The following is a 13,639-nucleotide window of genomic DNA, read 5'->3' as shown; positions in this document are numbered from 1 at the left end:
ACGAACTTGAAGAACGAGCTTGAATAATTAACTGAGGAGTTATAACAGAGAAATAACAGAAAAGAGGTTAATGGGGTGGATGATGGGGATCGAACCCACGACCACCGGAGCCACAATCCGGGGCTCTACCACTGAGCTACATCCACCATAACCTGTAGAAGGGAATTGCTGCTTGCTGTGCTGTCACTGGGGTGGATGATGGGGATCGAACCCACGACCACCGGAGCCACAATCCGGGGCTCTACCACTGAGCTACATCCACCATTGACAACTGCAACTGACGAGACATCAAGGCTGATCGCTACTGGTACAAATGGCGCGCCCAGCAGGATTCGAACCTGCAACCTACGGCTTAGAAGGCCGTTGCTCTATCCGGTTGAGCTATGAGCGCACATGTAATATCTGTAGACAAAGACATTGATGAGCACTTGACCACAACCATCGCCTGGAAAAGCAAAACTACCTTTCGCGTTAGACGTGGTCGGGGTGGAGGGATTCGAACCCCCGACATCCTGCTCCCAAAGCAGGCGCGCTACCAGACTGCGCTACACCCCGATTTCATTGCCTAAACGCTGCCGCCTGGCCCGTCTCAAGCGAGGCATATATTACTGTTTTTAATTTTAAAGTCAACCATCAACATGACAACTTACCGTGGCACTTTGCCTGACTGCCCCATCATGCGAAAATTAGCGATGTCAGACCTTTGATTAACACTCGTGTTTTTGTTCGCCCTTCAACCTCTACGGGGATTTCTTTACATGACCGCCCAACTCATCGATGGCAAAGCGATCGCCGCCAATGTCCGTCAGCATGTTGCTCAACAGGTAGCTGCCCGCCAGCAGGCGGGTAAACGAGCACCCGGACTTGCGGTTGTGGTGGTAGGAGATGACCCCGCTTCACAGGTCTATGTCAACAATAAACACCGCGCCTGTGAACAGGCAGGCATTCTTTCCTTTCAGCACGCCCTGCCCAGCCATACTTCCCAACAGACACTTGAAGCACTGGTTGACCAGTTAAATGACGACCCTGCCGTCGACGGCATCCTTGTCCAACTGCCCTTGCCTGAATCGCTTGACGCCGAACCGATACTCGAACGAATTCGCCCCGACAAGGACGTCGATGGTTTTCACCCCTTCAATATTGGCCGTCTTGCCCAGCGCATGCCTGCCCTTCGTCCCTGTACCCCGAAAGGCATCATGACGCTGCTTGAGCAGAGTGGCGTCAAGGTCCGCGGTCTCGATGCCACTGTCGTCGGCGCCTCTAACATTGTCGGCCGACCCATGGCGCTGGAACTTATGCTCGCTGGCGCCACCACCACGGTATGTCACCGGTTTACCAGGGATCTGGAAGCACATGTACGGCGTGCCGACCTTGTAGTGGTCGCCGTCGGCAAACCCGGCATTGTCCAAGGCGATTGGATAAAACCCGGTGCTGTGGTGATTGATGTGGGTATCAATCGCCAGGAAAACGGCAAGCTGAAAGGGGATGTCGGTTTCACCGCTGCGGCCGAACGCGCCAGCTTGATCACCCCCGTCCCCGGCGGCGTGGGACCGATGACCGTTGCCACGCTGCTGGAAAACACCCTGGCGGCCGCTGAACAGCACGACCAATCTGACAGCTAATCGTGGCTGTTTATCTTCTTCTGATGGATAGGAAAACAACATAGTGAAGCGTATCGGCATCATCGGCGCCATGGCCCAGGAAGTCAGGATCCTGGCGTCCCAGCTCGAAAACCCGGAGCGTTATGAACACGCTGGGTTTATCTTTCATCGCGGCACACGCCATGGCCTCGATGTGACAATCCTTCAATCGGGTATTGGCAAAGTGAACGCCGCGGTGGGCACTGCGCTACTTTTAGAGCGCCATCAACCTGACGCGGTGATCAACACCGGCTCAGCCGGCGGGTTCGCCAGCGACCTGAAAATCGGCGATATCATCATTTCCGACGAAGTTCGCCACCATGACGTAGACGCGGTGGTATTCGGCTACGAAATGGGCCAGGTCCCCGGCATGCCCGCGGCTTATCTGGCCGATAAAGCGCTCCGCAAAGTGGCTCAGGGAGCCATCAAGACACTCGGCGAGGTCAACGTGCGTGAAGGCTTGATCGCCACTGGCGATGCCTTCATGGCCGACCCGGCCAGAGTCGATGCCACACGCGCCTTGTTCCCCAGCATGCTGGCGGTGGAAATGGAAGCCGCCGCTATTGCCCAGACATGCCACCTTTACCAATGCCCGTTCGTGGTTATCCGCGCGCTATCCGATATTCCCGGCAGTGGCGATAACCACCTGTCCTTTGAGCAATTCCTGGATGTGGCTGCCGACCATTCCTCGCGCATGGTCGACCAGATGCTCCTCACTTTAGGCGCTAGCTGATTGACCAGTCGAGCGTCTCCCCCGCCAGCAGCGGAATAATCGCCTCGCCATCGGCATAGGGGTAGCTGGCGGGGACGCTTTGCGGGCTCCGCGACAAGGTAATCGTATCGCCATTGGGCGGCAGCCCGTAAAAGCGCGGTCCGTTGAGGCTGGCAAACCCCTCCAGCGCCGACAGCGCCCCGACTTCGTCAAACGCCGTCGCATAAAGCTCTATCGCCGTGGAGGCCGTGTAAGCGCCCGCACAACCACAGCTGGACTCTTTGGCGGTTTGCGCATGGGGAGCGCTGTCGGTGCCCAGAAAGAACTTCCCGCTGCCACTGGTCGCCGCTTTCAATAGGGCCTGACGGTGCCTTTCGCGCTTGAGAATGGGCAGGCAGTAATAGTGCGGCCGAATCCCCCCGACCAGCATTTTATTGCGATTGAACAACAGGTGATGCGCGGTAATCGTCGCGGCCACGGTATCGGGTGCCTGGGCAACGAACTCGGCGGCTTGTTGTGTCGTGATATGTTCGAACACCACTTTCAGCGTTGGGTGGCGCGCTAAAAGCGGCGTCAGCACGCGCTCGATAAACACCGCCTCGCGATCAAAAATATCAATATCTGGGTCGGTGACCTCGCCATGCATCAACAACGGCATGCCTGCATCGGCAAGCGCGGCAATGGTAGCATCGCAGCGGGTCAGATCTGTCACCCCTGAGGCGGAGTTGGTGGTCGCCCCTGCCGGGTAAAGCTTGACGGCGTTGACAATACCGCTTCTTGCTGCCCGTTCAATCTCTTCCGGCGGAGTGGTATCTGTCAAATACAATGTCATGAGCGGTTCAAAGCGGCTACCGGCAGGCAATGCATCCAGAATCCGCTCACGGTAAGCGATAGCTTGCTCGGTCGTGGTGATCGGCGGCGTCAAGTTCGGCATAATGATTGCGCGCCCCATTTGGGCCGCGGTGTGGCCCACAACCGCTTTCAGCGCTTCGCCATCGCGCAGGTGGAGGTGCCAGTCGTCTGGCCGGGTCAAAGTAATAGCGTCCACGGAAGATCCTGTACGTCGTCAGTTATCGCAGTCAATGAAATGGGCGCCCTGCGCCTCAAGCAGCAGTATACCGGATACACCATCAGGTTGAATCGAGTGCAATTCACCCACAGCTAACCCGATGTGGCGTATGATAATTATCACTGGTTGGTCAAAGGATACACGTTATGCAGAAGGTCCGGCGAAATGCCGACATTATTGCCAGCCTCGAAGGCTTGCTGTGGCTCGCGCTAGCGTGGTCGGTGTCGTTTTCAACGTATTACGGCAGCACCGAAGCGACAGTCACCATGTTGCTGATCGTCGCCACCCTGGCATTTTTCAGCTGGGCACACCGGCCGCTTCGCTACCTGCTGCGGCGCTATCATGTGCGCAAACGGCGGACCGATATGTGGATTCACTTGCTGGCGCTGCCGGTGCTTATTGCGATGTTTTTCCACATCATGATTGAGGGCCTGCTGGGCAGCGCCTGGCTGCCGCCCAAGATGCTGGTATTCAATATTGTTGCCACGGCGGGATGGTTAACCTACGTCATGACACTGTTTATTAAATTCCTGATCCATCGCTTTAAATCCACCGCCAGGTGAGCAAGATGCCAACCGAGCTCCCGCTGCCGTTATCGACCCCAAACCGTAATCTGGTCCGATTGACCATTGTACGAGGCATCACCTGGACGGGTTTTTTAATCGCCATCATCGTGGGCGTCAAATTCCTCTCGTTCGAACTACCCGTTCCTGAGGTGGTCAGCGTTGTCCTGGCAATGGGACTGCTCAACATTGCCACCTGGTGGCGGCTGGGTCGGCCGCGTGCGGTTGGGCATCTTGAGTATTTGCTGCATCTGCTTGCTGATATAGTGGGCTTGACGCTGCTGTTCTATTTTTCCGGGGGCTCCACCAATCCCTTCATCACCTATTACCTGGTACCCATTACCATTGCGGCCGCGACCCTGCCCTGGCGTCATGCGTGGATCATTGCCGGCTGTGCCATGGCCGCCTATAGCTTCTTGATGATTGACTACCATCCGATCCCCCAACTGGGCCATATCAACAGCGGCAGCCCGCTTAGTCTCCACGTACTGGGCATGTGGGTGAATTTCGGCATGTCAGCGGGGCTCGTCACTTTCTTCATCTATAAAATGGCCCATGCCTTGAGACGTCGCGACCAGGCCCTTTCGCGCACCCGTGAAGCGGCGTTACGCAACGAACAAGTGTTGGCCGTTGCCACCCAGGCGGCGGGCACCGCGCATGAACTGGGCACGCCACTATCCACCATGGCCGTACTGCTCAAGGATATGCAGGAAGAAGCCAAGGACCACCCGGAGCGTCAGGAAGATATCGAATTACTGCGTCAGCAGGTGGATATTTGCAAATCGCGCCTGCAGCATCTCGTCAACCAGGCGGACCGGCGGCGCATGGCAGAACCGGAAGTGCTCGACGCCGAAACCTGGCTGGGCGGTGTTGTCCAACGCTGGCTGGTATTGCGGCCCGATGTCAGCCACCAATTGGACATCGCCAGCCGCCGTGGGCGACCCTGGCTGGCGGTTGACGCCACCCTTGATCAGGCGCTGACCAATCTGCTCAATAACGCTGCGGACGCCAATCCTGAAGACATCGCCATCGGGCTGGACTGGCACTCTGACCGCGTCGTCATCGATATTCGTGACCACGGCCCAGGCGTTGCCATGTCGATCGCCGATCAGTTGGGCGATACGTTCATTTCCACAAAAAGCAAGGGAATGGGCATTGGTTTATTCTTGACCCACGCCACGATCAATCGCTTTGGCGGGGGCGTCAGTCTTTACAACCATCCCGAAGGCGGTACGTTAACCGAGGTCACGCTACCCAGTGCAGACGCTGACTAGGCTATGTGGCGCTCTCGTTTTAGTGATTAATTGAGGTCATCATGCAAACACCCAACCAGCGGTTATTGATTGTCGACGACGACGAGATGTTTTGCCATGTGCTAAGCCGCTCCCTCACCCGGCGAGGCTTTGAGGTCGTCGTGGCACATGATGCGGACCAGGCCCTGGCACTTGCGGCCCAACATGCCCCCACCATGGCCACCCTCGACTTGAAGCTGGAAAATTCCTCGGGGCTCAAGTTATTGCCCGACCTGCTGGCAGTCGTGCCGCACTGCCATGTGGTCGTCTTGACCGGCTACTCGAGTATTGCGACCGCCGTGGAAGCCATCAAGCTCGGGGCCGTCAATTATTTATGCAAACCGGTTGACGCTGACGATGTACTGAACGCGTTCGACCGCTCCGAAGGTGATCCCAACATTGAAGTTGCTGATAGCCCACCTTCCATCAATCGCATTACCTGGGAACACATCCAAAAGGTCTTGCAGGAGCACGATGGCAATATCTCGGCCACTGCCAGGGCGCTCGGCATGCACCGCCGAACGCTACAGCGCAAATTGCAAAAGCGCCCTGTACGTCGCTAACCGTTTATCTGCCTCCGCTTGCATGGCAACGGAGGCGGTTTAAGACGGACTAATGGGCGGTCCAGCCAAGGTCGATATTCCAACTCGCTCCGGTCACCGCCCCTGCAGCGTCGGAGGCCATATAGGCAACCAGCTGCGCTACTTCAGCGGGTTCGATCAGGCGTTTCACAGCGGCATTCTTGAGCATGATATTTTCAATCACTTCCTGCTCGCCCATGCCATGCAGCTTGGCCTGATCCGCAATCTGATTATCGACCAGAGGGGTTTTCACGTAGGCCGGGCATATCGCATTAGCCGTAATCCCCTGCTCACCACCTTCCAGCGCAGCCGTCTTGGTGAGCCCGATCATGCCGTGCTTGGCACTGATATAAGCGGCTTTCCCCGGCGAGGCCACCTGGGCATGAATAGACGCAATATTGACGATCCGGCCCCAGCCCTTTTCACGCATGTGCGGCCAGGCTGCCTGGGTCAGCAGGAAAGGGGCTGTCAGCATCAGGTCGATAATGTGACGCCATTTCGCTTCGGGAAAGTCTTCAATCGCCGCCACATGCTGAATCCCGGCATTGTTAACCAGGATATCCACGCCGCCAAAGCGTTTGACCGCCTCCGCAACGGCACCGCGACAGGCCTCCGGGTCGGTCAAATCTGCCTGGTAGAACGTAGCCCCTGCCGCCTCGGCGATCTTTTTACCCTCAGGGTTGAAATCGACCGCCAATACCTGGTGGCCCAATTCGCAAAAGTGTTTGACCACTGCTTCGCCAATACCGCTGCTGGTGCCGGTAACCAAGGCAACACGGGGGGTCACTGCTGTCGTCGTCATGGCAAATCCTGTTGATTAAGTGAGTGGGCTTGCTGGGTTCAGTCTAGTTGATTGCTTACCGCTTCACTGCGCCTCTTCGAAAAGACGCAGATGATAACGTGACTCAATAACCTTTTTAGCGTTCCCCTATTGGATAACACTGGCGGGTTGATTCACAATGTTCTGTCGTTCTATCACCAGCAAAGGAGTCATGTATGTTTGTGGTCATTTTTGGACGCTTGTCCTGCCCGTTTTGTGTCCGCGCCAAGCAGCTTGCTGAGCAGCTGGAACAAGCGGGGAACATTGAAGGCTATCGCTACGTCGACATGCCGTCTGAGGGTGTCAGCAAAGACGATATTGCCAAAACCGCCGGCAAGCCGATTCATACCGTTCCCCAGGTTTTTGTCGATCAGCAGCATGTCGGTGGCTTTACCGAATTCGACCAGTTTGTGCGCGACCACCAGCTACTGAGCACCTCGTCGACTGCCTGAGTCAGCGTTAGCCTGCCGTTTAGCTGCGTTGAACCGTTCACCTGTCACTTGCCTATACTGACTTGATAGCAACCTAGACGTTAATGGTCCGATACCTTGGCAAGGAAGGCAGTATGCATCGCGAGGAGTTCATCCAGCAGTTGTGGCTGGATTATATCCATACTCACCCTGATATCGGGGCACTCCGCCTCTGGCCCCTTTCCACGCCAGCGGATTACCTCACCCTGGTGACGCTCAACCATGGCGGTTTTTCCGCCCAAGCGCTATCGCCTTCGCTTGCCCATATGGGTTATCGCCACATCGGGCATTATGCGATGGCCGACAAGGGACTGCTCATCCATCTCTTGGCGCCAGCGGAGGGTGGAAGCTGCCTGGTTCTTGTCGAATTACAGACGGGCACCCTGTCAAAATCGCTACGTGAAGCGCTGCTGGGCCTCGTCCAGCAAACGCACCCGCAAGACAGCAAAGGCCAAAACCTGCTGTGTAGAGGTCGCCCCTGGCCAATGCCTGCCTGGGCACTTTATCAGAAGCTACACGATGAACACCCGCTCGCCGCCTGGTTAGCCGTTATGGGGCCCAGGCTGCACCATGTCGGCTTTGACTGCGAACAGCTTGGCAGCTCAATGGAAGCCATTGACCGGCAACTATTACAAAGCGGCCTGACCCACATGGTAGATCAGCAAAATGGGGTATTCAGCGTTTCCAACCTGCTTGTCCATCGTTTTTACCCCGCCACCCCGCAAAAAATGATATTCGACCAGGGTGACGAACATCGTCTCTGTCTGGGCGGTCTGGCCATAGTTCAGAGGCACCTGGAAAGCAATCACGAACGGATAGCCGAGCTATTGCTGCCTGTTCATGCCCGCTGCGAGATGGCGTAAGCGCCAGGCGACGCTTACGCCTTGACTTGCGTCAGGCACTCGGGGGCCGACTAGCCTTGGGCAAATGTCATTTCGGGGACGTGGTCGGGTACCACCAGCTTGCCTGCAGTCTTTTCGACGATTTCTTCAACGCTCACGCCCGGCGCACGCTCTTTCAGAATGAAAGTGCCGTCCTTGATTTCAAGGTATGCCAGGTCCGTCAATACACGGTTAATACAGCCTGCGCCGGTCAATGGCAGATTGCATTTTTCGAGCAATTTGGACTCCCCGTGTTTTGACGCATGAGTCATGGTGCAAATGATATTTTCCGCACCAGCTACCAGATCCATGGCGCCCCCCATCCCCTTGATCAGCTTGCCGGGAATCATCCAGGAGGCAATATTGCCATTCTGATCGACCTCAAACGCCCCCAGTACCGTCAGATCCACGTGGCCGCCGCGAATCATCGCGAACGACTCTGCCGATGAAAAAATCGCCGCGCCCGGTCTTGCCGTAACGGTTTGCTTGCCGGCGTTGATCATGTCGGGATCAACTTCTTCTTCGGTGGGATAACGCCCCATGCCCAGCAAACCATTTTCCGACTGAAGCATTACGTCCATATCCTCGGGGATATAGTTAGCCACCAGGGTCGGAATGCCGATTCCCAAATTAACGTAAAAGCCGTCTTCCAGTTCCCGCGCCACACGCTGAGCCATTTGTTCACGTGTCAGTGCCATGATCAGTTCCTCATAGTGAATCGATTAAAAGCCAAAACAACCGGGTCGTTCGGTAGCGCTGCACTCTTAACTGTGAACCGTGCGTTTTTCGATGCGCTTCTCAAACGTGCCCTGAATGATTCGGTCTACATAGATGCCCGGTGTATGGATCTGACTGGGCTCCAGTTCGCCGGGCTCAACGATCTCTTCGACTTCAACGACAGTAATCCTGCCCGCCGTTGCGACCATGGGATTAAAGTTCTGCGCCGTATGGCGGTACATGACATTACCGTAACGGTCGGCTTTCCAGCCCTTCACAATGGCAAATTCACCGGTTATGGCCTCTTCCAGAATATGCGGACGACCATTGAATTCACGGACTTCCTTGCCTTCGCCAATGGGAGTGCCATAGCCGGTGGCGGTATAAAACGCCGGGATACCGGCTCCGCCTGCGCGCATCTTTTCCGCGAGCGTCCCCTGAGGGGTTAGCACCACTTCGATCTCGTCATTGAGCATTTGCTGCTCGAACAGCGCATTCTCGCCTACATAAGACGCCAGAATCTTGCGTATCTGACGGTCTTCGAGCAACAGGCCGAGGCCAAAACCGTCAACGCCACAGTTGTTCGATACAACGGTCAGGTCCTTGACGCCACGTCGCTTTATTTCAGCAATCAGATTTTCGGGAATGCCGCACAGGCCGAAACCACCGGCCAATACGGTCATGCCGCTTTCAATGCCTTCCATCGCTTCTTCGTAGGAAGCAACACGCTTATCGAATCCTGCCATTGTTATACCTCGCCTTGTTGTCGATGACGGTTGTCAGTGATACACCAATGTCGCTGAGCCCACGAGATCCAAGGTGTGACGGCTATCGCGACGCAGGCTTCTGGTTGCAGTGTTGTGCCAGACAATATATTTGTTAAGTTTGTTTTTCTTATCAATTTATTTGCATAACTTATAAAGAGCCGACCATGACCGTCAAACAGTTGCGCGCCTTCCTGGCCGTTGCCCAGACCCTGAGCTTTACTCAGGCCTGCGAACGGTTACATTTGTCCCAGCCTGCCCTTAGTCTAGCCATAAAAGGGCTCGAAGATGCTCTGGGCGGCAAACTATTGCTACGCAGCACTCGCAGTGTCCGCTTAACCCCCGAGGGCGAGTCGCTGCTGCCGCTGGCCAAGCATTTGCTCGCCCAGTGGGACAATACGGAAGAACGCCTGCGTCAACGCTTCACTTTGCAACTGGGCCGCCTCAGCGTCGCGGCCATGCCTGCTTTTGCCTGCAACCTGCTCCCCGGGGCATTGGTTAGATTCCGTCAACAATACCCCAAAATCAATGTGACCGTGCACGATGTCATCAACGAAGATGTTAACGACATGGTCCGTTCGCGCCAGGTGGAAATGGGCATTGCGTTTGCACCAGAAGGCACCGGCAGCCTGACATTCACGCCTCTGTTCGAGGATCATTTTGTCGCGGTTGTTTCCAAAGGCTCACGGTTGAGTAAGCGAGCCTCACTGTCATGGGCGGACTTGCTAGGCGAAGATTTCATCACCTTGCAACGACCCTCAATGGTCCGCCGACTGCTGGAACAGGCTCTTTCCCGACAGCAAATGGATTTACCGGTCGCCTTCGAAAGTCATCAATTATCGACCGTCGGCCGAATGGTGGCAGAAGGCCTGGGCGTCAGCGCCGTGCCATCAATGTGCATTCCGCAAATGCAGGCGCTGGGCGCTCGATACCTTCCCCTGACCTCGCCAAGCGTTGCCTGTCGCGTGGGGATACTGACGCAACAGGAGCTATCAGTCGCTGCACATGCATTGCGTACGGTATTGCTGGAAACCGTTCAGGCGCCTTACTTACCCGAGCATGAGGCTGGGCAGGCTGGTTAATATCCTTTAGCATTCAACATTACGCACCAGTAAGGAAACGCGGTATGCCGATGTTAAAAGGGGTGGTTAGCGTTGCCTTGCTAGCCCTCAACACGCTTTTTTGGGGAATCCCCCTGACAGCGCTGTCGCTGCTCAAAGTAATAACCCCCAAGGGTCGCGTTCTAAAGGCAGTACAAGCAGGCATTGGTCACGTCACCATGAACTGGATAGGCGTTAACCTGTGGTGGATGCGGCACTGGATACAGCCTCGGCTTGATGCATCTGTCCCCGATAACCTGCGTCCGGATCAGTGGTGGTTGGTGATTTCCAATCATCGTAGCTGGACCGATATCTTTATGCTGTTGTTGGTTCTGCATCGGCGCATTCCCATGCCGCGTTTCTTTGTAAAACGGCAGTTATTGTGGATACCGATTGTGGGTCTTGCCTTTTGGGCGCTCGATTTCCCTATCATGCGTCGCATTACCCGAGAGCAAATCGCCCGGAATCCCGCCCTGGCAAAGCTGGACCGAGAGGCGACAGAACGCATGTGCGCTCGCGCCCGCCAGTCGCCCATTGCTATCTACAACTTTGTTGAAGGCACTCGCTTTACGCCGCATAAACATGCCTTGCAACAGAGCCCCTACCGCCATCTGCTTCGCCCCAAGGCGGGCGGGGTTGCTCAAGTCCTCAACTTGCTTGGCGACAAGCTCGACGGCATCCTTGACGTCACGTTGAGCTATACCAATCCAAATCCCACTTTTTGGGGCTTTCTCTGTGGACAGGAAGCACCGATCACCCTGAAGGCACGCATCCTTGAAGTGCCTGCATGGATGTTGACCGCTGACTATCACGCCGAATCGCAGCACAAGGAACATTTCCACACATGGATCAATGCACTTTGGCAGGAAAAAGACTGTCAACTGGATGGTCAGATCGATCATGCTTGAGCAAGTGGCTCGGGGCTATCATGGTCGCCAGCATAATGGTGGGCTGCGCCGGCACGCCCTCTACCCCGCAGCGAGTCGCTGCCCCGGCGATGACCCAGATCAGCGGTAGCTGGGTGGCAATCAAACGTGGTGATACGCTGGGCCAGTTAGCCAAACGCGCCAACGTGCCACTCGAAAGGCTACAGCGCTTCAATCCAGGCGTAAAAGCTCGCCACCTGGCCGTTGGCCAACGCGTGCTGATTCCTACGCAGCAGGAACGCGCGCCGGCAAGTGGACCATACCGCTACCAAATCCGCCCGGGCGATACTTTTTCCAGCCTTGCTCGCCATTTCGGCACCACCTCGTCGCGGCTACAAAGTGCCAACGCGGGCAGCTCGGCGACCGAATTGCGCGTTGGACAAATGATCAATATTCCCGTCGGTTCGAGCGCTAGCACCTCGACCGCCAGCTCGACACCGTCAAGCACCAGCAAACCGGCCGCGCAAACGTCCAGCGCAAGCAGTTCATCACTCCCAGCATCGGCCAAACGCTGGCCCTGGCCACTGGACGATTACCGGGTTGTTCGCCGCTATGGCCCTGATAGCCGTGGCACGCTTCAGCCCATGCTGCTGGCCACCCAGGCCAATGCCAGCGTAAAGGCAGTCGCCAAGGGCGAGGTCCGCTTTGCAGGCAGTATGCGACAGCTTGAGAAGGTGGTGATTGTTCACCATGCAGATAACCTGCAAAGCGTCTATGCCCTGTGTGAGCAGTTAACTGTCGAGGAAGGTCAGCAGGTAGCCGTAGGCGACCCGCTTTGCCAGGTAGGCAAAAGCCGGGCCACGGGTCGTCATGATTTGTTGTTTGATTTACGCCAGGGTGGAAAACCGATTGACCCTCGGCAAGTGCTGAAATAAAACCGGCCCCGCGGCTACAGCCAGGGCGGGGGGCGGTTTCACCACCACGCCTAACCACGATAATAGTTGGCAGTGACAAACGGTGTTTTTGTGACGGTCATGGGTAACCGTTTACCGCGCACTTCGGCATAAACGGTCGTGCCCGGTGCTTCAAGGTCGCGGGAAACGTAGCCCATTGCCACTGGCTTACCCACACTGGGCCCGAATCCGCCGGAGGTCACCATCCCCACCTCACTGCCATTCTCAGTTAACAGCGTGGCGCCTTCACGCACCGGCTGGCGCCCCTCGGCCACCAGCCCCACGCGTTTACGGGTATGGTCTTTGGTATCGACCTGGTGAAGGATCAAATCCGCACCGGGAAAGCCGCCAGGGCGATCGCCGCCGTGACGACGCGGCTTGCTGATCGCCCAGATCAAACCGGCTTCTACCGGTGTGGTCATGGTATCCATGTCGTGCCCGTAGAGGCACAGACCTGCCTCCAGACGCAAGGAGTCACGGGCACCGAGGCCGATGGCTTCGACTTCAGGCTCTGACAGCAATCGTTCAGCGAAAGCCTCGGTGGCGTCAGCCGCCACCGATATTTCGAAGCCATCTTCGCCGGTGTAGCCACTGCGGCTGATCCAGACCTCTTGATCGGCCACTTGAAAGCGACCGTGCTGCATAAACACCATCTCGCAGGCTGCCGGGCAAATCCGCTGCATGACCAGATGCGCACTGGGTCCCTGCAGGGCGAGCAACCCCCGGTCCAGCGGTTCTATGGTCAGGCGGTCACCTAAATGTGCCTGCAGATGGGCGATATCCTGTTCCTTGCAGGCAGCATTGACCACCAGATAAAAATGATCTCCCGCATTGACGACCATCAGGTCGTCAAGAATTCCGCCTTCGCTGCTGGTCAGCAGCCCATAGCGCTGGGCACCTTCGGCCAACCCAACCAGATCGGCAGGAATCAGGGTTTCCAATTCCTCGGCGACGTTATCGCCAGACACCACTACCTGCCCCATATGCGAGACATCAAACAAGCCGCACTTCCGGCGTGTATGCTCGTGCTCCTTTTTAACGCCCAACGGATATTGGACAGGCATCTCGTAACCGGCAAAAGGCACCATCTTTGCCCCCAGTCGGCAATGCAGCGCATGCAACGGGGTCTGTTTAAGCTCAGTCATCAATCACTCCTTTACAAACAAGAGCGGGAAGCCACATCAGTGCCTTCCCGACTCTTCATCAGCATT

Annotated in this window: 15 protein-coding genes and 4 tRNA genes; 10 read left to right on the top strand and 9 right to left on the bottom strand. The window is 56.4% G+C overall.

Annotated features, from left to right (window positions below):
* Positions 1–71 precede the first annotated feature (71 nt).
* The 4 genes from B7L15_RS08305 to B7L15_RS08290 form a co-directional block, all read right to left on the bottom strand.
* Positions 72–146: transfer RNA gene (locus tag B7L15_RS08305), tRNA-His, on the bottom strand.
* Positions 147–187: 41 nt separating this feature from the next.
* Positions 188–262 (bottom strand) — tRNA-His (locus B7L15_RS08300).
* Between the two features lie 52 nt (positions 263–314).
* A tRNA-Arg gene (locus B7L15_RS08295) sits at positions 315–391 on the bottom strand.
* 87 nt (positions 392–478) lie between these two features.
* Positions 479–555 (bottom strand) — tRNA-Pro (locus tag B7L15_RS08290).
* Positions 556–758: 203 nt separating this feature from the next.
* Here B7L15_RS08290 and folD point away from each other — a divergent pair.
* Positions 759–1,622, top strand: a complete 864-nt coding sequence (gene folD / locus B7L15_RS08285) for a bifunctional methylenetetrahydrofolate dehydrogenase/methenyltetrahydrofolate cyclohydrolase FolD (protein WP_085918521.1) — start codon at positions 759–761, stop codon at positions 1,620–1,622.
* Between the two features lie 43 nt (positions 1,623–1,665).
* On the top strand, positions 1,666–2,373 hold the full coding sequence (gene mtnN / locus B7L15_RS08280; protein ID WP_085918520.1) for a 5'-methylthioadenosine/S-adenosylhomocysteine nucleosidase: 708 nt from the start codon (positions 1,666–1,668) through the stop codon (positions 2,371–2,373).
* Here the strand turns inward: mtnN and pyrC are convergent.
* Positions 2,366–3,400 carry a dihydroorotase gene (gene pyrC / locus B7L15_RS08275; RefSeq protein ID WP_085918519.1) on the bottom strand — a complete coding sequence of 345 codons (1,035 nt, stop codon included), beginning with the start codon at positions 3,398–3,400 and terminating at the stop codon, positions 2,366–2,368. The two genes, mtnN and pyrC, sit on opposite strands and share 8 nt — an antisense overlap.
* Positions 3,401–3,567: 167 nt before the next feature.
* Here pyrC and B7L15_RS08270 point away from each other — a divergent pair, with 167 nt between their 5' ends.
* From B7L15_RS08270 to B7L15_RS08260, 3 genes are read left to right on the top strand one after another with little or no spacing between them, the layout of a single operon-like run.
* A complete protein-coding gene (locus tag B7L15_RS08270) occupies positions 3,568–3,984 on the top strand; it encodes a hypothetical protein (RefSeq protein WP_085918518.1) in 417 nt (138 codons plus the stop codon).
* A gap of 5 nt (positions 3,985–3,989) precedes the next feature.
* Entirely contained in the window at positions 3,990–5,258 is a 1,269-nt protein-coding gene (locus B7L15_RS08265; protein ID WP_085918517.1) for an ATP-binding protein, read from the top strand.
* Positions 5,259–5,299: 41 nt separating this feature from the next.
* Complete coding sequence (locus tag B7L15_RS08260) at positions 5,300–5,839, top strand: response regulator transcription factor (protein ID WP_085918516.1); 540 nt, start codon at positions 5,300–5,302, stop codon at positions 5,837–5,839.
* Positions 5,840–5,888: 49 nt separating this feature from the next.
* Here the strand turns inward: B7L15_RS08260 and B7L15_RS08255 are convergent, their stop codons facing one another.
* Complete coding sequence (locus B7L15_RS08255; RefSeq protein WP_085918515.1) at positions 5,889–6,659, bottom strand: 3-hydroxybutyrate dehydrogenase; 771 nt, start codon at positions 6,657–6,659, stop codon at positions 5,889–5,891.
* A gap of 194 nt (positions 6,660–6,853) precedes the next feature.
* Between B7L15_RS08255 and B7L15_RS08250 the strand changes: the two genes are divergently transcribed.
* Together B7L15_RS08250 and B7L15_RS08245 are read left to right on the top strand one after the other, a co-directional pair.
* The gene (locus B7L15_RS08250) at positions 6,854–7,129 is read left to right on the top strand and encodes a GrxA family glutaredoxin (RefSeq protein WP_085918514.1); all 276 of its coding nucleotides are present in this window, start codon (positions 6,854–6,856) and stop codon (positions 7,127–7,129) included.
* Positions 7,130–7,242: 113 nt separating this feature from the next.
* Positions 7,243–8,010: a DUF1338 family protein gene (locus tag B7L15_RS08245; RefSeq protein WP_085918513.1), complete on the top strand. Its 768-nt coding sequence runs from the start codon at positions 7,243–7,245 to the stop codon at positions 8,008–8,010.
* 50 nt (positions 8,011–8,060) lie between these two features.
* On the opposite strand, the gene B7L15_RS08240 is transcribed toward B7L15_RS08245, so the two are convergent.
* On the bottom strand, positions 8,061–8,726 hold the full coding sequence (locus B7L15_RS08240) for a CoA transferase subunit B (RefSeq protein ID WP_085918512.1): 666 nt from the start codon (positions 8,724–8,726) through the stop codon (positions 8,061–8,063).
* A gap of 66 nt (positions 8,727–8,792) precedes the next feature.
* Positions 8,793–9,491 carry a CoA transferase subunit A gene (locus B7L15_RS08235; protein WP_066320486.1) on the bottom strand — a complete coding sequence of 233 codons (699 nt, stop codon included), beginning with the start codon at positions 9,489–9,491 and terminating at the stop codon, positions 8,793–8,795.
* Between the two features lie 185 nt (positions 9,492–9,676).
* On the opposite strand from B7L15_RS08235, the gene B7L15_RS08230 reads away from it, so the two are divergent.
* The 3 genes from B7L15_RS08230 to B7L15_RS08220 all read left to right on the top strand — a co-directional run bounded on the left by B7L15_RS08230 (position 9,677) and on the right by B7L15_RS08220 (position 12,410).
* A complete protein-coding gene (locus B7L15_RS08230; RefSeq protein ID WP_085918511.1) occupies positions 9,677–10,591 on the top strand; it encodes a LysR family transcriptional regulator in 915 nt (304 codons plus the stop codon).
* Between the two features lie 44 nt (positions 10,592–10,635).
* Positions 10,636–11,517: an acyltransferase gene (locus B7L15_RS08225; protein ID WP_085918510.1), complete on the top strand. Its 882-nt coding sequence runs from the start codon at positions 10,636–10,638 to the stop codon at positions 11,515–11,517.
* Positions 11,518–11,606: 89 nt separating this feature from the next.
* On the top strand, positions 11,607–12,410 hold the full coding sequence (locus tag B7L15_RS08220; protein WP_254902900.1) for a LysM peptidoglycan-binding domain-containing protein: 804 nt from the start codon (positions 11,607–11,609) through the stop codon (positions 12,408–12,410).
* Positions 12,411–12,460: 50 nt separating this feature from the next.
* Here the strand turns inward: B7L15_RS08220 and gcvT are convergent, their stop codons facing one another.
* The gene (gcvT, locus tag B7L15_RS08215) at positions 12,461–13,573 is read right to left on the bottom strand and encodes a glycine cleavage system aminomethyltransferase GcvT (protein ID WP_085918508.1); all 1,113 of its coding nucleotides are present in this window, start codon (positions 13,571–13,573) and stop codon (positions 12,461–12,463) included.
* Positions 13,574–13,639: the final 66 nt, after the last annotated feature.

The organism is Halomonas sp. CSM-2 (genome assembly GCF_002119345.1).
GTDB lineage: Bacteria > Pseudomonadota > Gammaproteobacteria > Pseudomonadales > Halomonadaceae > Vreelandella > Vreelandella janggokensis.
Note: the sequence above shows the minus strand (reverse complement) of the source record. Positions and strands in the feature narration are given on the sequence as shown.

Coding starts and splice junctions, on each gene's coding strand:
- B7L15_RS08240 (WP_085918512.1), bottom strand. CDS start 8,726: ATGGCACTGACACGTGAACAAATGGCTCAGCGTGTGGCGCGGGAACTG.
- B7L15_RS08250 (WP_085918514.1), top strand. CDS start 6,854: ATGTTTGTGGTCATTTTTGGACGCTTGTCCTGCCCGTTTTGTGTCCGC.
- B7L15_RS08225 (WP_085918510.1), top strand. CDS start 10,636: ATGCCGATGTTAAAAGGGGTGGTTAGCGTTGCCTTGCTAGCCCTCAAC.
- B7L15_RS08255 (WP_085918515.1), bottom strand. CDS start 6,659: ATGACGACGACAGCAGTGACCCCCCGTGTTGCCTTGGTTACCGGCACC.
- B7L15_RS08220 (WP_254902900.1), top strand. CDS start 11,607: ATGACCCAGATCAGCGGTAGCTGGGTGGCAATCAAACGTGGTGATACG.
- B7L15_RS08265 (WP_085918517.1), top strand. CDS start 3,990: ATGCCAACCGAGCTCCCGCTGCCGTTATCGACCCCAAACCGTAATCTG.
- B7L15_RS08270 (WP_085918518.1), top strand. CDS start 3,568: ATGCAGAAGGTCCGGCGAAATGCCGACATTATTGCCAGCCTCGAAGGC.
- B7L15_RS08245 (WP_085918513.1), top strand. CDS start 7,243: ATGCATCGCGAGGAGTTCATCCAGCAGTTGTGGCTGGATTATATCCAT.
- B7L15_RS08230 (WP_085918511.1), top strand. CDS start 9,677: ATGACCGTCAAACAGTTGCGCGCCTTCCTGGCCGTTGCCCAGACCCTG.
- B7L15_RS08235 (WP_066320486.1), bottom strand. CDS start 9,491: ATGGCAGGATTCGATAAGCGTGTTGCTTCCTACGAAGAAGCGATGGAA.
- B7L15_RS08260 (WP_085918516.1), top strand. CDS start 5,300: ATGCAAACACCCAACCAGCGGTTATTGATTGTCGACGACGACGAGATG.
- gcvT (WP_085918508.1), bottom strand. CDS start 13,573: ATGACTGAGCTTAAACAGACCCCGTTGCATGCGCTGCATTGCCGACTG.
- folD (WP_085918521.1), top strand. CDS start 759: ATGACCGCCCAACTCATCGATGGCAAAGCGATCGCCGCCAATGTCCGT.